General features: G+C 58.7%; 14 protein-coding genes and 1 pseudogene. 4 read left to right on the top strand and 11 right to left on the bottom strand.

Features of this window, described 5'->3' with window-relative positions:
• Positions 1-19 precede the first annotated feature (19 nt).
• The 8 genes from M5G18_RS09285 to M5G18_RS09250 form a co-directional block, all read right to left on the bottom strand.
• Positions 20-1,504 (bottom strand): APC family permease, encoded by a 1,485-nt coding sequence (locus tag M5G18_RS09285; protein WP_273899728.1) that lies wholly within the window; start codon positions 1,502-1,504, stop codon positions 20-22.
• 143 nt (positions 1,505-1,647) lie between these two features.
• On the bottom strand, positions 1,648-3,072 hold the full coding sequence (locus tag M5G18_RS09280) for a gamma-aminobutyraldehyde dehydrogenase (RefSeq protein ID WP_169429016.1): 1,425 nt from the start codon (positions 3,070-3,072) through the stop codon (positions 1,648-1,650).
• 50 nt (positions 3,073-3,122) lie between these two features.
• A complete protein-coding gene (locus M5G18_RS09275; RefSeq protein WP_273899727.1) occupies positions 3,123-3,932 on the bottom strand; it encodes an ABC transporter permease in 810 nt (269 codons plus the stop codon).
• On the bottom strand, positions 3,922-4,857 hold the full coding sequence (locus tag M5G18_RS09270; RefSeq protein WP_007954664.1) for an ABC transporter permease: 936 nt from the start codon (positions 4,855-4,857) through the stop codon (positions 3,922-3,924). Before M5G18_RS09270 ends, M5G18_RS09275 begins: the two co-directional genes overlap by 11 nt.
• Before the next feature lies 1 nt (position 4,858).
• Complete coding sequence (locus M5G18_RS09265) at positions 4,859-5,896, bottom strand: ABC transporter ATP-binding protein (protein ID WP_085747034.1); 1,038 nt, start codon at positions 5,894-5,896, stop codon at positions 4,859-4,861.
• Positions 5,897-6,184: 288 nt separating this feature from the next.
• Complete coding sequence (gene ydcS, locus M5G18_RS09260; protein WP_273899726.1) at positions 6,185-7,336, bottom strand: putative ABC transporter substrate-binding protein YdcS; 1,152 nt, start codon at positions 7,334-7,336, stop codon at positions 6,185-6,187.
• 82 nt (positions 7,337-7,418) lie between these two features.
• Positions 7,419-8,906, bottom strand: coding sequence for a gamma-aminobutyraldehyde dehydrogenase (locus tag M5G18_RS09255; RefSeq protein ID WP_064593679.1), 1,488 nt, complete (start codon positions 8,904-8,906; stop codon positions 7,419-7,421).
• Between the two features lie 99 nt (positions 8,907-9,005).
• Entirely contained in the window at positions 9,006-9,920 is a 915-nt protein-coding gene (locus M5G18_RS09250; protein ID WP_273899725.1) for a LysR family transcriptional regulator, read from the bottom strand.
• Positions 9,921-10,096: 176 nt separating this feature from the next.
• Between M5G18_RS09250 and M5G18_RS09245 the strand changes: the two genes are divergently transcribed.
• The 4 genes and pseudogenes from M5G18_RS09245 (at position 10,097) to M5G18_RS09230 (ending at position 13,363) form a co-directional block, all read left to right on the top strand.
• Positions 10,097-10,819, top strand: coding sequence for a tellurite resistance TerB family protein (locus M5G18_RS09245; protein WP_230735661.1), 723 nt, complete (start codon positions 10,097-10,099; stop codon positions 10,817-10,819).
• 81 nt (positions 10,820-10,900) lie between these two features.
• Positions 10,901-11,893 (top strand): formylglycine-generating enzyme family protein, encoded by a 993-nt coding sequence (locus M5G18_RS09240; protein WP_273899724.1) that lies wholly within the window; start codon positions 10,901-10,903, stop codon positions 11,891-11,893.
• Between the two features lie 128 nt (positions 11,894-12,021).
• Positions 12,022-12,313 (top strand): annotated as a pseudogene (locus M5G18_RS09235) (DUF533 domain-containing protein); the annotation flags it as partial.
• Between the two features lie 57 nt (positions 12,314-12,370).
• Positions 12,371-13,363: a formylglycine-generating enzyme family protein gene (locus tag M5G18_RS09230; protein WP_273899723.1), complete on the top strand. Its 993-nt coding sequence runs from the start codon at positions 12,371-12,373 to the stop codon at positions 13,361-13,363.
• A 38-nt stretch (positions 13,364-13,401) separates the two neighbouring features.
• Here M5G18_RS09230 and M5G18_RS09225 read toward each other — a convergent pair whose 3' ends face one another.
• The 3 genes from M5G18_RS09225 to tssI form a co-directional block, all read right to left on the bottom strand.
• A complete protein-coding gene (locus M5G18_RS09225; protein WP_273899722.1) occupies positions 13,402-15,906 on the bottom strand; it encodes a LysM peptidoglycan-binding domain-containing protein in 2,505 nt (834 codons plus the stop codon).
• Between the two features lie 19 nt (positions 15,907-15,925).
• Positions 15,926-16,792: a DUF4123 domain-containing protein gene (locus tag M5G18_RS09220; protein WP_273899721.1), complete on the bottom strand. Its 867-nt coding sequence runs from the start codon at positions 16,790-16,792 to the stop codon at positions 15,926-15,928.
• A partial coding sequence (gene tssI, locus M5G18_RS09215; RefSeq protein WP_273899720.1) for a type VI secretion system tip protein TssI/VgrG occupies positions 16,756-17,868 on the bottom strand: 1,113 nt, incomplete at its 5' end. The genes M5G18_RS09220 and tssI, both read right to left, overlap by 37 nt.

Below are 17,868 nucleotides of genomic sequence, written 5' to 3'. Positions count from 1 at the left end.
GCGGGCAGGTTGTGCTCTGTTACCGACCCACCTTCCACGCATCCCCAGCCGGCGCCTTCCCATGGTCATACGGCTTGCCGATCCACATGTAAACCAACCCCAGCCCAATCACGATCGCCGTGCTCAGCACCATCGAGTAGTTGATGTACCACGCTGCATCCGGCGTACGTGGCCAGGCCATGTTGATGATTGCGCCGACGCCGTACACCAGCGCGCCGATGTTCACCGGCCAGCCCCAGGCACCGAGGATGAATTTGCCGCTGGGTTTCCAGCCTTTGCTGCGGGCGTACAGGGCGGCGAGGACGATCATCTGGAATGCGAGGTAGATGCCGATGGCGGCGAAGCTGACGATGGTGGCCACGGCGTCTTGCAGGAAGAAGCCGAGGGCGATGATCAGGCCGGGCAGGACGCCGGACACGAACAGCGCAGCAACCGGCACCTGGGTCGTAGGAGAAATCTTTTTCAGCAGTCGGCTGCCGATGACCATTTCATCGCGAGCATAGGAGTACAGCAGACGACTCGCCGCCGCTTGCAGGCTGATGACGCAGGAGATGAAGGAAATCATCACCACGCCCATCACCACTTTCGAACCGACCGGGCCGAAGGCGTTGTTGAGGATGGTGGTGACTGGGTCCTTGTCGGTGCCGTTGATCACCGCTTGCATGTCCGGCACGGCGAGGATCAGTGCCAGGCACGCGAACATCGCCGCGATGCCGCCGATGTAGATGGTCATGCGCATGGCCACCGGGATTTTTGCGCTCGGGTTCGGGGTTTCTTCGGCGACATCGCCGCAGGCTTCGAAGCCGTAGTAGAGGAACATCCCCGCCAGCGACGCGGTGAGGAACGCCGGCAGATAGGAGCCGTCGACGCTGATGTCGAAAGTGTTGAACAGCACGCTGATCGGTTGGTGGCGCTCGAAAATCAGCAGGTACACACCGACGATCACCGCGCCGACCAGTTCGCAGAGGAAGCCGAACATGGCGATCCGCGCCAGCACTTTGGTGCCGCTGAGATTGACCAGTGTGGCGAACAGCGTCAGCACCAGGGCGATGACGATGTTGGTGTTGTTGCTTGGCTCAAAACCCAGCATGGCGGCGAGGTACGGGCCGGCGCCGACCGCGACGGCAGCGATGGTCACGCACAGGGCGATGGAGTAGATCCAGCCGACCATCCATGCCCATTTCTTGCCCACCAGACGCCGCGCCCAAGGATAAACACCGCCGGAAATCGGGAACTGCGAAACCACTTCGCCGAAGATCAGGCACACCAGCAGTTGCCCGCAGCCGACCAGCAAGTAGGCCCAGAACATCGGTGGCCCGCCGGCGGCCAGGCACAGGCCGAACAGGGTATAAACCCCTACGACCGGTGACAGATACGTGAAGCCCAGCGCGAAGTTTTCCCACAGGCTCATGCTGCGGTTGAAGTTGGAGGTGTAGCCCAGTTGGCGCAGTTGTTCGGCATCGCTGTCGGCAACGGCGGCTGAGAGATCGGGTGATGCACTCATGTGTGTTTGCTCCGTGAAATCGGCAGATTTCGGATGGCCGAAACCGTGGCGGGGCTTGGTGAGCGCCGCCCGGATCGGTAGTTATTGTTTTGAATGCCTGGTGATGCGGATGACCGGTTTCTGCCTTGAAGCCGGGGATGCCTTTAGTGCTTGAACATCACATGCCGAACCGTGGTGTAGTCCTCCAGCCCGTACATGGACATGTCCTTGCCGTAACCGGACAGTTTCTGACCGCCATGCGGCATTTCGCTGACAAGCATGAAGTGCGTATTCACCCAGGTGCAGCCGTATTGCAACCGCGCAGACAGGCGATGCGCACGTCCTACATCCGCCGTCCACACCGAGGAAGCGAGGCCGTAGTCCGAATCGTTGGCCCACTCCAGCGCCTGGGCTTCATCGGTAAATTTGGTCACCGATACCACCGGCCCGAACACTTCACGACGGACGATTTCGTCGTCCTGCTGGGCGTCGGCCAGCACCGTTGGTTCGAAGAAGAAACCGTTGCCGTCCACCGCCTTGCCGCCAGTGATCAAACGAATGTGCGGTTGCGCCACGGCGCGCTCGACAAACCCGGCCACGCGGTCGCGATGCTGGGCGGTGATCAGCGGCCCCAGTTCGGTGGACGGATCATCCTGCAAGCCGTACTTGATGCTGCTGACCGCTGCGCCGAGCTTCTCGACGAACTTGTCGTAGATGCCTTGCTGGGCGTAGATCCGGCACGCAGCGGTGCAATCCTGGCCGGCGTTGTAGAAGCCGAAGGTGCGAATACCTTCGACTGCCGCGTCGATGTCGGCGTCGTCGAAGATGATCACCGGAGCCTTGCCACCCAGTTCCATGTGCATGCGTTTGACGCTGTCGGCGGTGCTGGAAATGATGTTCGAACCGGTGGCGATGGAGCCGGTCAGCGACACCATGCGCACTTTCGGATGGGTCACCAGCGGGCTGCCTACGCTCGGCCCACGCCCGAACACCAGATTGAGTACGCCGGCCGGGAAAATATCCGACGCCAGTTCGGCCAGACGCAACGCGGTCAGCGGGGTTTGTTCCGACGGTTTGAGCACCACGGTATTACCGGCAGCGAGGGCCGGGGCGATTTTCCAGGCGACCATCATCAGCGGGTAGTTCCACGGCGCGATAGAGGCGATTACGCCGACCGGGTCGCGGCGGATCATCGAGGTGTGGCCAGGCAGGTATTCGCCGCCGGCCGAACCGCTCATGCAACGGCTGGCGCCGGCGAAGAAACGGAACACGTCGGCAATCGCCGGGATCTCGTCATTCAACGCGGCGCTGTAGGGTTTGCCGCAGTTGTCCGACTCCAGTTTCGCCAGCTCTTCGCCATGGGCTTCGATGGCGTCGGCGAGTTTGAGCAGCAACAGCGAACGGTCTTTCGGCGTGGTCTGCGACCATTCGGCGAAGGCACTGTCGGCGGCGCGCACGGCGGCATCGACCTGGGCTTCAGTGGCTTCGTTGATTTCCACCAGCACGTCACCGCGCGCCGGGTTGAGCACCGGTTGCGCCGGGCCTTCGCCGTTGACCAGTTGACCGTTGATCAAGAGTTTGGTTTGCATGTTGTTGTCCTCTTTCTACTGCAAATTCAGGGTGGGAAAGGTCAGGGAATTCATTTGCCGCCGCTGCCCGCGACGCTCTCGCCACCCCGGGTCAGGTAGTAGGCGCCGAGGATCGGCAGCATGGTCACCAGCATCACGAGCATCGCCACGACGTTGGTCACCGGTACGTCTCGTGGGCGGCTCAACTGGTTGAGCAACCACAGCGGCAAGGTGCGCTCATGGCCTGCGGTGAAGGTGGTGACGATGATTTCGTCGAACGACAGCGCAAACGCGAGCATGCCGCCCGCGAGCAACGCCGAGCCGAGGTTCGGCAGGATGATGTAGCGGAAGGTCTGCCAGCCGTCGGCGCCGAGGTCCATCGACGCCTCGATCAGGCTGTGCGAGGTGCGGCGCAAGCGGGCGATGACGTTGTTGTAGACGATCACCACGCAGAAGGTCGCGTGGCCGACGATGATGGTGAACATCCCCGGCTCGATCCCCAGCGTCTTGAAGGTCGCCAGCAGTGCGATCCCGGTGATGATCCCCGGCAGTGCAATCGGCAGGATCAGCATCAGCGAAATGCCCTGTTTGCCGAAGAAGTCCCGGCGGTACAGCGCAGCTGAAGCGAGGGTGCCGAGCACCATGGCAATCAGCGTGGCGATGCTCGCAATCTGCAACGACAACTTGATCGCTTCCAGCACGTCCGGCCGGGAAAACGCCACACTGAACCAGTGCAGCGTGAAGCCTTTGGGTGGAAAACTGAACGCCGCGTCTTCGGTGTTGAAGGCGTAGAGGAAGATGATCAGGATCGGGAAGTGCAGAAACACCAATCCGCCCCAGGCTGCGATTTTCAGGCCTAAAGAGGCTTTCTCAGAGTGCATCGAAGGCCCCCAGTCGTTTGACGATGGACAGGTAAATGGCGATCAGCACGATCGGCACCAGCGTGAACGCCGCAGCCATGGGCATGTTGCCGATTGCACCTTGCTGCGCGTAAACCATGCTGCCGACGAAGTAGCCCGGCGGGCCCACCAGTTGTGGCACGATGAAGTCGCCCAACGTCAGCGAAAACGTGAAGATCGAACCGGCTGCGATGCCCGGCACCGACAGCGGCAAAATCACCTGCATGAAGGTCTGGCGCGGCTTGGCCCCGAGGTCGGCGGAGGCTTGCAGCAACGACGGCGGCAAGCGTTCCAGCGAGGCCTGGATCGGCAGGATCATGAACGGCAGCCAGATGTAGACGAACACCATGAAGCGCCCCAGATGCGAGGTCGACAAGGTGCTGCCGCCGACCCCGGGAATCCCAAGAATGAACTGCAGAACCGGCTCCAGCCCCAGGTGCTGAACAAACCACTGCGCCACACCGCCCTTGGCCAGCAGCAGCGTCCAGGCGTAGGCCTTGACGATGTAACTGGCCCACATCGGCATCATCACCGCGATGTAGAAAAACGCCTTGGTCTTGCCGGTAGTGTAGCGCGCCATGTAGTAGGCAATCGGGAAGGCGACGATGGCGCTGGCGATCGACACCACGACGGCCATGCTCAGAGTGCGCAGGATGATGTCGAAGTTCGATGGCTGAAACAGCGCGGCGAAGTTGGCCAAAGTCAGGTCAGGCGTGACCGCCATGGTGAAGTCGTCGAAGGTGTAGAAACCTTGCCACAACAGCACCAGCAGCGAGCCCAGATAGATCGCGCCGAACCACAGCAGCGGCGGCACCAGCAGCATCGACAGATACAGATTCGGCTTGCGATACAGCAGGTTGGAAAACCTGCGCAACGGCGCCGATTGAGGGAGGGCGAGGGCGGTCATGTCACACCCCGCTCGCAACGGTGTCGTGCAACGGAATCATCGCTTCCCGCGCCCAGCGTGCGCTGATGCGCTGACCGGTCTGGTGTTGCGCGCTGCTGTCGATCCACTGATTGTTGGCCTGGCTGATGCTCAGGGTCTGGCCGTTTTCCAGGGTCAGTTCATAGCGCGTGGCACTGCCTTGATACTGGATGTCGTGGAGCAGGCCGCTGACTTCGATTTCATGGCTGGCCAGCGGGCCTTCGGCGAAGCGCACGTGTTCCGGGCGGATCGAAAACGGCTGCGGATGGCCGCTGAGCTGGCGCGCCAAATCGCCGCGAATCACGTTCGAAGTGCCGACGAACTCGGCGACGAACGTTGTGGTGGGTTTCATGTACAGATTGCGCGGGGTGTCGACCTGTTCGATACGACCCTTGTTGAACACCGCCACGCGGTCGGACATCGACAGCGCTTCGGTCTGGTCGTGGGTGACGAAGATGAAGGTGATGCCGAGCTGGCGTTGCAGCTTTTTCAGTTCGCTCTGCATCTGTTCGCGCAGCTTCAGATCGAGAGCGCCCAACGGCTCGTCGAGCAACAGCACTCGCGGACGATTGACCAGCGCGCGGGCGAGGGCGACGCGTTGGCGCTGACCGCCGGACAACTGCACCGGTTTGCGGGCGCCGTAGCCGCCGAGGGCAACCATGTCCAGTGCTTCTTCGGCGCGTTTGTGGCGCTCGTTCTTGTTCACGCCTTTGACTTTCAAACCGTAGGCGACGTTATCCAGCACGTTCATGTGCGGGAACAGCGCGTAATCCTGAAACACAGTGTTTACATCGCGTTGATAGGGCGGCAGACCGGCGGCTTCGGCGCCGTGAATGCGGATCGAGCCAGCGCTCGGTTGCTCGAACCCGGCGATCAGGCGCAGGCACGTGGTCTTGCCCGAACCGGAGGGGCCGAGCATGGAAAAGAACTCGCCGTCCTGGATATCGATGGAAACCCGGTCAACGGCTTTCACTTCGCCGAACTGCCGGGAAACGTTGGTGAACTGGACTGCAAGCGTCATGGTGCGGTGCTCCGAAAAGGCGAAGGCCGTCGCAGCGGCCCTGCCTGGACTTCTGAAAAAACTGGATCGTTTGGCGGTGTATGCCCGTGTTGGCTCACCACTGTTGGGTAGGTCTCACGCGGTCCGCTTTAGGCTCCCTCTCCCTCCGGGAGAGGGCGGGGGGTGAGGGCAGCGGTTTTGGCCATTGCCCTGAAACCAGGATCAACATCAAAGGCTTACCCCCTCACCCCAACCCTCTCCCCCAGGGGGGCGAGGGGGAAAGGGGGCAGACCGCGTCGTTCCGGAGTGCTACCTACCGCCCATAATCGCAATGTAATCCTGCGTCCACCGGCTATACGGCACAAACTTCCCACCCTCAGCCTGCGGTGTTTTCCAGAACGCGATCTTGTCGAACTGATCGAACCCGTTGGTCTTGCAGCCTTCAGCGCCGAGCAACTCACTGCCCTGACACGCCGCCGGAACCGCCGGCAACGAACCGAACCACGCCGCCACATCACCCTGGACTTTCGGTTGCAGTGACCAGTCCATCCACTTGTAGGCGCAGTTCGGGTGCTTGGCCTCGGCGTGCAGCATGGTCGTGTCGGCCCAACCGGTGGCGCCTTCTTTCGGCACGGTCGAAGCGATCGGCTGTTTCTCGTTGATCAGGCCGTTGACCTGATACGGCCAGGCGCTGGACGCAACCACGCCTTCGTTCTTGAAGTCGCTCATCTGCACCGTGGTGTCGTGCCAGTAGCGGTGGATCAGCTTCTGCTGGGCGCGCAACAGTTCCAGCACAGCCTTGTACTGATCTTCGGTGAGCTGGTACGGATCCTTGATCCCCAGCTCAGGCTTGGTGGACTTGAGGTACAGCGCCGCGTCGGCGATGTAGATCGGGCCGTCGTAGGCTTGCACGCGACCTTTGTTCGGCTTGCCGTCGGGCAGGTTCTGCGCGTCGAACACCACGTTCCAGCTGGTTGGTGCGGTCTTGAACACGTTGGTGTTGTACATCAGCACGTTCGGCCCCCACTGGTACGGGGTGCCGTAGGTCTGGTTGTTGACCACGTACCACGGCGCGTCTTTCAGGCGTGGGTCGAGGGTTTTCCAGTTCGGGATCAACGCGGTGTTGATCGGTTGCACACGCTTGCCGACGATCAGCCGCAGCGAGGCATCGCCCGACGCGGTCACCATGTCGTAACCGCCCTTGGCCATCAGGCTGACCATCTCGTCGGAGGTGGCGGCGGTTTTCACATTGACCTTGCAGCCGGTTTCCTTCTCGAAACCGGTCACCCAGTCGTAGGCCTTGTCGCTTTCACCGCGTTCGATGTAGCCCGGCCAGGCGACGATATCCAGCTGGCCTTCGCCGGCGCCGACGGCTTTCAGCGGTTCGGCGGCCTGCAGACTGGCGCTGGCCAGCAGGGCCGTGGTGATTGCACTGAGCAGTGCGGTCTTGTGCACGAACATGGTGAACCCTCTTCTTTAAATTATGGTCGGGGCAGTTGTGAACGCGGTGAAGCATGCCGTGGTCGGCTTGTTATTAGCGTAGTCAGAGATGCTGGCCGTGGCGGGCCATGATGTGCCGCACCACGCTGTAGTCCTGTAGCGAATCGCTGGATAAGTCTTTGCCGTAACCGGAGCGTTTCAGCCCGCCGTGGGGCATTTCACTGACCAGCATGAAATGGCTGTTGATCCAGGTGCAGCCGTATTGCAGGCGTGCGGCGACCTGCATCGCCTTGTCCAGGTTCTGGGTCCAGACCGACGAGGCGAGGCCGTATTCCGAGTCGTTGGCCCAGTCCACCGCTTGCGCCAGTTCGTCGAAGCGGGTCACGGTCACCACCGGGCCGAACACTTCGCGCTGGACGATTTCATCGCTCTGTTTGCAACCGGCCAGCAGGGTTGGCTGATAGAAGAACCCGGCACCGGAATGCACCGCTGCGCCGGTCACCCGTTCGATGTGCGGCTGACCGAGGGCGCGCTCGACGAAACTGGCCACGCGATCGCGCTGGCGGGTGCTGATCAGCGGCCCGATTTCGTTATCCGCATCGCGTTTGCCGGCGAAGCGCAGGCTGCTGACCGCCGCGCCGAGTTCAGCGACCAATTTGTCGTGAATTCCTGCCTGGGCGTAGATCCGGCAAGCCGCCGTGCAATCCTGCCCGGCGTTGTAATAGCCATAAGTACGCACGCCTTCGACCACGGCTTTGAGATCCGCGTCGTTGCACACGATCACCGGAGCCTTGCCGCCGAGTTCGAGGTGCGTGCGCTTGAGGGTTTTGGCGGCGGCCTGGAGGATTTTCTGGCCGGTGACGATATCACCGGTCAGCGACACCATGCGCACTTTCGGGTGGCCGACCAGATGACTGCCGACGCCTTCACCGCCACCACAGACAATGTTGATCACCCCGCGCGGCAGGATCTCGGCCAGCGCTGGCGCCAGCGCCAGAATCGACAGCGGCGTGTGCTCGGACGGTTTGAACACCAGCGTATTGCCGGCGGCGAGGGCCGGAGCGATCTTCCACGCGGCCATCATGATCGGGTAGTTCCACGGCGCAATCGAGGCGACCACGCCAATCGGATCGCGGCGCACCATGCTCGTGTAGCCCGGCACGTATTCGCCGCTGAGCTGGCCGGTCTGGCAGCGCACGGCGCCAGCGAAAAAGCGAAACACATCGACGGTGGCGGTCAAATCGTCCTGCCGCGCCAGATGCAGCGGCTTGCCGCAGTTCAGGGCTTCGAGGCGCGCGAGGTGGTCAGCGTGTTTTTCAACGGCGTTGGCGATTTCCAGCAGGAGGTTCGAGCGTTGTTGCGGGGTGGTGCGCGACCACTCGGCAAAGGCGCGGTGGGCGGCGAGGATGGCGGCTTCGACTTGTTCGGTGCTGGCCTCGGCGATCTGGGTCAGGACTTCGCCGGTGGCCGGGTTGAGGATCGGTTCGACAAAACCCTGGCCGGCGACCAGTTCGCCGTCGATCAGCAACGCGGTGTGCATGTGGGTCTGCGCGCCAGCCATTTTCCGTGATCTCTTTTCTTGTATGGCCATATTGCTCCCTGATCCGGGAGCCGACCGTCTTATAGATGCAGCAAGACTAGTGCGCGGCTCCGGGGTCGACAAATTCTAAATACTGAAGGTGGCATTCGATTAAATAGATGGCTTGCGTCCGCCGTGCGGCTGCTCGCGGGCCACGGTCAGGAAGGGATCGACCAGCGCGGGTCGCGCAGTGCCACGACGCCAGGCCAGGCCGACGTCGAGGGTCTGGTTGAGGTCGGCAATCGGTCGGGCTTCGATGATGTCGCCTTCCAGCGACCATGGACGGTAGGTCATGTCCGGCTGGATCGACACGCCCAATCCCGCCGCCACCAGACTTCGTACTGCTTCGGTGGACGCGGTTCTGAGGGTGATCTTCGGTTGCAGCCCGGCGCCGCGCCATAGACGTTGGGCGTTGCGATCCATCTCGTCGACGTTCAGCTGAATCAACGGCTCCCGGGCGACATCGGCGAGGTTGATGCTGTCGTGTTCCAGCAGCGGATGCTGGGCCGGCAGCCACAGACGGTGCGGCGAGTGGGTCAGCACTTCGGTCTGCAAGGCGTGGCGGTCTTCGAGGTTGGAGAGGATCAGCACGCCGACATCGATCTCGCCGCTGACCAGCAAATGCTCGATGTACGGCCGCTCGTCCTCCATCACCCGGATCTCGACATTGGGATAGGCGCGCTGGAAGCGGGTCAGCAAATCCGCCAGGTAATAACCGGCCACCAGACTGGTCACCCCGATGATCAACTGCCCGGCAACCTGATCGGTACTCTGTTGCAGGCTGCGTTTGGCGTTGTCCACGGTCGCCAGAATCAGGTGCGCCTGGCGCAGGAACTGGTGCCCCTGATGGGTAAGGGTCATGCCCTTGGCGTGGCGATTGAACAGGCTGACGCCGATTTCTTCCTCCAGTTGCTGGATGGCCAGGGTCAGGGTCGATTGGGAAATGAACGCAGTTTGCGCGGCGGCGGAGATCGAGCCGGTCTCGGCCACGGCGATGAAATGTCGGATCTGACGCAAGGTCATCATGGAAGGTTTACCCGGTGGGCGGTTTTTATAGATTGCCTCGAGTGTATATCTATTTTCGCGAAGGGCTGCGGTGGGCCAGGCAACATCTGGAAGCACACTCGCACCCAGGTGACAGGCACTTTCGAACTAGGCTGAGGGCCTTATTGATCCGGATAACCCCTGTTTGGAGACGGAACATGAACACCCGTGGATTGCTCGATCAACTCCTCAAGTCCGGCCAGGACCTGCTGCAGAACAAGGCCGGTGGGGCGCAGAACAAACCGGCTGCCGGTGGCTTGGGCGGCTTGCTGGGCGGATCTTCCAGTAATGGCGCACTCGGCGGTTTGCTGTCAGGCGCCGGCGGCGGTGCCTTGGCAGCCGGGGCCATGGGTCTGCTGCTGGGCAGTAAAAAGGCCCGCAAGGTTGGCGGTAAAGTCGCCATCTACGGCGGCCTCGCCGCACTCGGCGTGATCGCCTACAAAGCCTACGGCAACTGGAACGCCCAGAAAGGCACCGCCCCGCAAAGCGAACCGCAAACCCTCGATCGCCTGCCACCGGCGCAAGTCGAACAACACAGCCAGGCCATCCTCAAGGCCCTGGTCGCCGCCGCCAAAGCCGACGGCCACATCGACGACCGCGAACGCCAACTGATCGAAGGTGAATTCACCAAACTCGACAACGATCAGGAGCTCAAACACTGGCTCCACGCCGAACTCAACAAACCCCTCGACCCCACCGATGTCGCCCGCGCGGCAAGCACGCCGGAGATGGCCGCCGAGATGTACGTGGCGAGCGTGATGATGGTGGATGAGGAGAACTTCATGGAGAAGAGCTATCTGGATGAACTGGCGCGGCAGTTGAAGCTGGAGCCGGGGTTGAAGGTGGAGTTGGAGAGGCAGGTTAGGGTGGCTTTGGTTTAAGCGGAGGTATTCAGGTTTTTATGAGACAGGGCAGGGGATGTTAAGGTTTGGCCTTTGACGCACCTTATAAGGATATTGCCCGTGTTACGTCAGTTTGTGCTCGCCCTCCCGGCCATGTTTTTTCTGGCCGGTTGCGGGGCCGAGTCCGGCTCATTGCCCGTCAGCAAGAGCCTGACACCGGAAAAAGTCGCGTCGATTGCGGTAACCATCAAAAACAAGTATCCGAACCTCTCCAGCGATCTGCGCGAAAAGGTCCTTACCACCGTCGTTCAGTCGATTGACAACATGGTGTTTGTCGAGGGGGGACAGTTTGATATGGGCGACTTTGGTTGGGCTTGTAAATACGATGAAACGGATGTTTGTACCTGGCCTTGTGGGCAAGAGCCGGAGGAGCTTTGTCATATCAGTCGTAACGGTGATGATGACTTTGTTCATTCGGTAAATTTGAGCAGTTACTATCTATCGAAATACCAGGCTACGTTGGCGGATTTCGATATTTTTTTTGTGGCTAATGGAAAGCCGCTCTACGACGCAGAGGATCGAAAACGCAAAGATTTGGAAAGTCTTTATTTGCCTAACCTTCCAGCACCAACTCAAAGCTGGCAGGAGGCAAAAGATTATTGCACTTGGATTGGTTCTTTAAGTGGTTATGAAGTAGACCTGCCGACAGAGGCGCAGTGGGAGTTTGCAGCTCGCAACCGTGGGCAGCACATCCTATTTCCTACTGATACTGGGAGTCTTGATTACGGTAAGAATTTTCCTTTTGAAAATGAAGAGGAAAATTTTCCAGTGAATCGTTTTGCACCTAATCCTATGGGGTTCTATGGTATGGCTGGTAATTCCACCGATTGGGTTAATGACTGGTACGGTGAAAATTATTACAAAGTTTCTCCTGTAGACAATCCTCAGGGGCCGGGAAGTGGCGAAAAGAAGATCAGGAGAGGGTCTACAACTTTGGAAGCGCCACTGTTTGCGGCAGCTCTCGTCCGCCGTTGGCCTGAAGAGTTAGTGCAAAAATATCATTCAAGCGATACAAGTTTTAGGTGTGCAATTCAGTCCAGTAAGCCGCTTTAGTACTTCAGGCTGAAGGCGTCTTCTGCACCTTCATTTTTAGACCCCAAACGAAGAGGTGACAGGTTTGTTTTTCAAAGTGTCAATCCGTGACCTTTTTTGTCGTAGAAGCCCTTGTAGCCGTCGACTAAGCCGACAGCCACATCGATGATCGCGAACGTCAATTGATCCACGAATGACCAAACTCCACAACGATCAGCAACTTAAGTCCTGGCTTCACACCAAACTCCATAGCTCCTTGAGCCTGCCGACGTCGCGCGGATAGCAACGGAGGGGTATGTGCCGAGCGTGATGATAGAAATGGAGAGGTGGTATCTGGATGAGCTGGCTCGGCATTTGAAGCTGGGGCCGGGGTTGAAGGCTGAGTTGGAGAGGCAGGTCAGGTTGGCTTTTGTGGAGGAGGAGGTATTCAGGTTTTTGTGAGACACGGCAGGGGATGTTAAGGTTTGGCCTTTGACGCACCCTATAAGGAAATTGCCCGTGCTACGTCAGTTTGTGCTTGCCCTCCCGGCCCTGTTTTTTCTGGCCGGCTGCGAGGCCGAATCCGGCCCATTGCCAGTCAGCAAAAGTCTGACACCGGAAAAGGTCGCGTCGATTGCGGCAACCATCAAAACCAAGTATCCCAACCTCTCCACCGATCTGCGTGAAAAGGTCCTCAACACCGTAGTGCAGTCGATTGACAACATGGTGTTTGTCGAAGGTGGCCAGTTTGATATGGGCGACTTTGGCTGGGCTTGCGAATACGACGAAACGGATGTTTGCACCTGGCCTTGCGGGCAGGAGCCCGAGCAGCTTTGCAATATTAGTCGTAACGGTGATGATGATTTTGTTCATCCGGTTAAATTGAGCTCTTACTATCTTTCTAAGTTTCAAACTACTGTGCGTGATTTTGACGTTTTTTTTACGGCACAGGGTAAAGAGGTGTTTGATGTTAAGCTTCGAGAGAGAGAGGATTTAAAGAGTATGTATTCTCCCAAGCTTCCTGCGCCTACAAAATCATGGCAAGAAGCAAAGAGTTACTGTCTGTGGGTAGGTGATATTAGTGGTTATGCTGTAGATCTACCAACGGAAGCGCAGTGGGAGTTTGCTGCCAGGAGTCGTGGGCAACATATATTGTTTCCAACTAATAGTGGAAGTCTGGATTTTGGTAAGAATTTTCCGATTGAAGGGGAGGGGGAGACGTTCTTCGTTGATAGGTTTCTTCCAAACCCGATAGGTCTTTATAATATGTCAGGCAATGCAACCGATTGGGTAAATGATTGGTATGGCAAGGACTATTATAAAAACTCTCCAGTAGATAATCCGCAAGGTCCAGAAACAGGTGAGCAGAAAGTAAAGCGCGGCTCTAATTACCCGGAGGCGCCATTGTCGGCAGCCCCGGTTGTTAGGCGCTGGCCTGAAAACCCAAATGAGGAAGCGTATTATCCGGGCACGAGCTTTCGCTGTGCCATTCAAACAGATAAACCACTTTGAATTAGCGTGGATGAGAAGGCACCATCAGGTGCCCTTCTTCAAGCCAAGCCGACAAAGCTATTGCTACGCCTTGCAGCCAATAAGGTTCTTTCTTTACGCCAGGGCGGGCTCGGACTCCATGCGAGGGTTCCGTATTCAATTGTCGAGCTGTTAATGTTTACTGCTAGTGTTTTGATAAAACGGTTGAATTGCTGCTGCTCGGCGCCATCAAGTATAGAGTTGATACGGTTCAGACTGTTCATTGAGTTAACTTTTTCGCCATTTTTTGAGCAGTGCTCTAGTGCTTCTATAAAGTGTCTCCAGCTCCGAAGGTGGGATAGTAACAAGACAATGGCTTGCTCTTGGTCTTCAGCCCAACTATCCACAAAGCTCTCGGTTAACAAATGAAGCATTGGGCCAACGGTCTGAGGGGGTAATTTTTGAAGTGGTATTGTTTTTTTGCCGATCTGAATTGATTGGTTTTTGATTAAATATTTCGCTAGGTTTTGCGCATCCTGTTTTGTGGACTCTCTTTGCTTCCACCAGGCGGACATTTTTCTGAATCCACCGTCAAAGGCGCTTGCAACTGATTCCCCTGGATTTGTCGCAATTTTATATAGCCCGGCCGCCATATAGCTGAATGCGTCTTTAGTTACAGCTAGCTGGTAATGGAAGTCGGCTTTAGACAGAGCATTGCAAAATACGTAGATCAGATCACCTATCTTCTCAATATCCACCGACGTACCAAAACCGCCTCCCGCTCCAGGCCCGAAGACGAGGCTAGCTTTGCAGTTGATTGCCAAGCGGTTGGCGCTGATCTCAATGCCAAAGTCGAAGCCTGCACCAATACCCAATGCCGCATTCCCCTCCGCCTTGATTTCCACCAGGCTCGACCAGTCCGTACTCCCACTGTCATTCGCCTGTCCGGGCGTGATCTTGCCTACGCCTTGTTTGGTGGAATCAAGCCACTTCAATGTTCCGGTTACGGTTCCGCCACCCTGAACGCCCGCGAATGCGTTGCCCTTCAGGCCGAGGCTGCCGCCGCGTTTCTTGTCGACGGCGAGGTCGGGCGTACTCAACAGTGCGGTCACACCGGAGGCTTCTACTTCCTTGGGCTTGTATTGGGCTTTGGCACCTGCCTGGCCTTGCGCGGTAGCGCCAAGGAAGCAAGACAACTCCACTTTACCGTCGAGCCGGAAGATGCCGATGTCGCTGACCACTTCCTTGCCTTCGGCATTGCGATACGGCATGCGCACCACGTAGCCACCTTGGTCGGGAAAGTAGCTCTTGAGTGCAACGGAGCCTTCGGCCAAAGAGATTGCTGCGCTGCCTTTGACGCCGAGTTCGATATTGCCTTTGCCGGGTTCCCAGCTGTTGATACCGGCACTGGCCGTGGCGGCGAAACGGAACGCGTGGGCTTCGGCCGACACGGCGTACATCGCAGAGTCCGCTTCGTTGGAGGTCCAGGAGCATTCTTTGTGCAAAGCGTTGAGCAGGTTGTCGTCCTTGCTCGTCCACGATGTGAATTTGGCTTCCAGGCTGCCCAGAGGGCTGGTCTTGCGACCATCATTGACCGCCGTACGGATGTCTTTGATCAGATCCTTGGCCAGATTCTTGTCCAGTGGCTTGCCCTGCATCACCTTTATAGGGACTTTGACACTCCAGGTGAGTTGTTCTCGGGTGCGTACCGGGATGTAGTGGCGGCGAGACGGGTCACGGAAGGAAATGTATTCGACCACCGTAATCCCGGTTTTGACCTGCTTGCCTTTCTGGGTGTCCGAGGCTTTCCCTTTGCCATGTTTGATGTCTGGTGCTGCACCGTTGGCGCTGGTGGAGCTGTCGCCGGCTTCGGCTTTGCCTTGTGCGGCAATCCTGTTGCGCAGTGACTGAATCTCCGCATTGAGTTCGGCGACTTTTTTGGCTTGCAGGCCTTCCCAGTTGGTCTCCAGATAGTTACCTTCGAACGCGGGCTGCGGCCTGTAGCGTTGATACCAGTCACGGGCCTCTTGCACAGTTGCCAGTTGGCCTTGCAGATCCTCTTTGCGCTCGATGACAGTTTTCGGTTTTTCCACCGGGGGAGGGGAACGTTGCAGCAGGCCTGCTTCCTCGGCCTTGGCGTTCCAGTCATCTTTGACACAACGCGAGCAGGAGCAGCCAGCCTGCGGATCCTTGGTCTTGGCGCATTTGCTGGCTTCGGTCGCCTTGGCCAGATTCTGATGCAGCTCGTCCATGAGTTTTTTGACGAGGTCGCTTTGCTGCTTGAGGTCTTTCGACTCTTTTTCAGTCAGTACGTAAAAGTGTTCATCTCCGGTGATGTGTACGACATCGACCAGTTCGTCCTTGCACTCGACAGCACCTTTGACAGCCGTCGTGCTTTGGTTGTCGGCGTGTTTGGGTGGTGGCAGGGCTTTTGCCGCAGGTAATTTCAGTACCCAGCCGACCTTGATGTGATTGGGATCTGTGATGATCGGGTTCAGTCCCCGAAGATCCGCCACGGAGCATTTGTTGGCGGCGGCAATGCTGCCAAGAGTGTCGCCGCTCTTAACGGTGTAGGTGTTGCTCATTGCGCATCGTCCTTGTGATTCACAGGCTTTCCAATTGCATCAGCTTGTCGCCCAGCGCGACGTCGTCACGCGCCAGTAATTCGGCGGCCGGTGAGTGATCCCAGAAACTGTCCCCACGCTGGATGGCGACTCGAAGCCATCGCTCCTGGTCGGCCATTTGCTCGTAGCCCATGTCCTGTCCTGCGAGCAATTGGCGGTGGACGAATTCGACGGCGTCCTCCGTGGGCAAGACTTCCTGATAATCGTCGGCAAAACGGGTCGCTATCACCTTCAGCCGGCCCTGCTCGATCAGCGCCTGGCGCTCCTGGCTCAAATACAGCCAGCCCGGAGCCTGAGTTTCCATTGAAGCGCTTTGAGGCGACTTGGCGTAATACCTCCAGCCGATCTCATTGCGCCAGGCTATGCCACTGAAGGGGCCGATGAATTGAGCTTTTTCAGCGTCGCTGAGGCTGAGTAGCAGAGGCTCCAGCCAGCGCGGTTCATAGAAGCGCATCATTTGCTGAGGGGCTTCATCGGTTTTCACGGTCAGCAGACTGCGCCAGTGTTCAATGCCCTGATCCAGCAAGGCCGGATCACTCAACCAGGCGATACACCCTGCATTGGATTGCTCCAGCAGTTTGCTGGCATAACTCGCTTCCGCCCGTTTTTCCGAGTACATGACGACATAGGGGCCAGCAGGCTGGAGTTCGGCGTAAGGCGTGTTTGTAAACAATGGAATGCAACTGGGCCTGGATTGTTCTTCACCTTGAAACAGGTGGCTCAGCAGGTCCGGATCAAAACTGCGATCCAGAATCAGGCACATTGCCCCGGTTGCCGCAGGCTGCTCGAAAGGCGACTGGATAGAGGTAATCATGCTGACGCTCCCGTCTGGTGAACCGGGCAGCACCCGGTCGCGTCGAGATGACATGACGGCGTCGGCAACAACACGCCTGCCTTTGACTGTGCCTTGAAGGAGCCGAGGGAAGGCTTGACGACTTGACCAGCCTTATCCGTATCCGCCTGCTTCAACGGCCCCGGCATCAACGGCGCAGCACCCGTGCCACTCCCCGGCCCACCACCCGAGTTGATGTTGATCGCCGGCCCGCTCATGGTCACGCCGCCGCCATCGATCTTGATGAAGCTGCCACCGCCGACCAGCGTCAGTTCAGCCCCAGCCTCCAGCACCACCTTCATCCCGCTGCTCAGGTGAATTTCCTGGCCGGCGTCGATGAATTGCCCGGTGCCGATCTTGATGTGCTGGTTCACGCCCACGGTCAGGTGGTCGTTGGCTCGCGCTTCGACTTTGCGGTCTTCGTATACGGTGTGGTGTTCTTCGGCCTTGAATTCCGTGTAGCTGTTCTTTTCCACGACGTCGTGGCGTTCGTTGCCGACGCGGATTTTCTGGTCGTGTTCGATGTTCTCGTCCCAATCGCGCTGGGCGTGGAGGAAGATCTGTTCCTGGCCTTTCTTGTCTTCGATGCGCAGTTCGTTGAAACCGCCACCGCCCATCGAGCTCAGGGTCTTGAAGGTGGTGCGCGTCTTGTTCGCCGGCAGGGCGTAGGGGACGGTGTTTTCCTTGTGGTACAGGCAGCCGCTGATCAGCGGCTGGTCGGGGTCGCCTTCGAGGAAGGTCACCAGCACTTCCATGCCGATGCGCGGGATGGCGATGCCGCCGTATTGGGCGCCGGCCCAGGCGCTGGAGACGCGCAGCCAGCAACTGGTTTTGTCGTCGGCGAGGCCGTCGCGGTCCCAGTGGAACTGGACTTTCACGCGGCCGTATTCGTCGCAGTGGATTTCTTCACCTTTCGGGCCGGTGACCACGGCGCTCTGGCTGCCGAGGATGCGCGGTTTCGGGTGGCGCAGGGGCGGGCGGTTCGGCACGTCCCACGGGGTGGCCTGGAAGCGGTTGCGGTAGCCCTGGTGGAAATCGTCTTTCAGCGCAGTGGTGTCGCTGGTCACCGACTCTTCCAGCACTTGCGGCTG

It is taken from the genome of Pseudomonas aphyarum (genome assembly GCF_028657055.1).
Classification (GTDB): domain Bacteria; phylum Pseudomonadota; class Gammaproteobacteria; order Pseudomonadales; family Pseudomonadaceae; genus Aquipseudomonas; species Aquipseudomonas aphyarum.
This window is presented reverse-complemented; position numbering and strand designations above follow the sequence as displayed.

Coding starts and splice junctions, on each gene's coding strand:
- M5G18_RS09285 (WP_273899728.1), bottom strand. CDS start 1,504: ATGAGTGCATCACCCGATCTCTCAGCCGCCGTTGCCGACAGCGATGCC.
- M5G18_RS09280 (WP_169429016.1), bottom strand. CDS start 3,072: ATGCAAACCAAACTCTTGATCAACGGTCAACTGGTCAACGGCGAAGGC.
- M5G18_RS09275 (WP_273899727.1), bottom strand. CDS start 3,932: ATGCACTCTGAGAAAGCCTCTTTAGGCCTGAAAATCGCAGCCTGGGGC.
- M5G18_RS09270 (WP_007954664.1), bottom strand. CDS start 4,857: ATGACCGCCCTCGCCCTCCCTCAATCGGCGCCGTTGCGCAGGTTTTCC.
- M5G18_RS09265 (WP_085747034.1), bottom strand. CDS start 5,896: ATGACGCTTGCAGTCCAGTTCACCAACGTTTCCCGGCAGTTCGGCGAA.
- ydcS (WP_273899726.1), bottom strand. CDS start 7,336: ATGTTCGTGCACAAGACCGCACTGCTCAGTGCAATCACCACGGCCCTG.
- M5G18_RS09255 (WP_064593679.1), bottom strand. CDS start 8,906: ATGGCCATACAAGAAAAGAGATCACGGAAAATGGCTGGCGCGCAGACC.
- M5G18_RS09250 (WP_273899725.1), bottom strand. CDS start 9,920: ATGATGACCTTGCGTCAGATCCGACATTTCATCGCCGTGGCCGAGACC.
- M5G18_RS09245 (WP_230735661.1), top strand. CDS start 10,097: ATGAACACCCGTGGATTGCTCGATCAACTCCTCAAGTCCGGCCAGGAC.
- M5G18_RS09225 (WP_273899722.1), bottom strand. CDS start 15,906: ATGAGCAACACCTACACCGTTAAGAGCGGCGACACTCTTGGCAGCATT.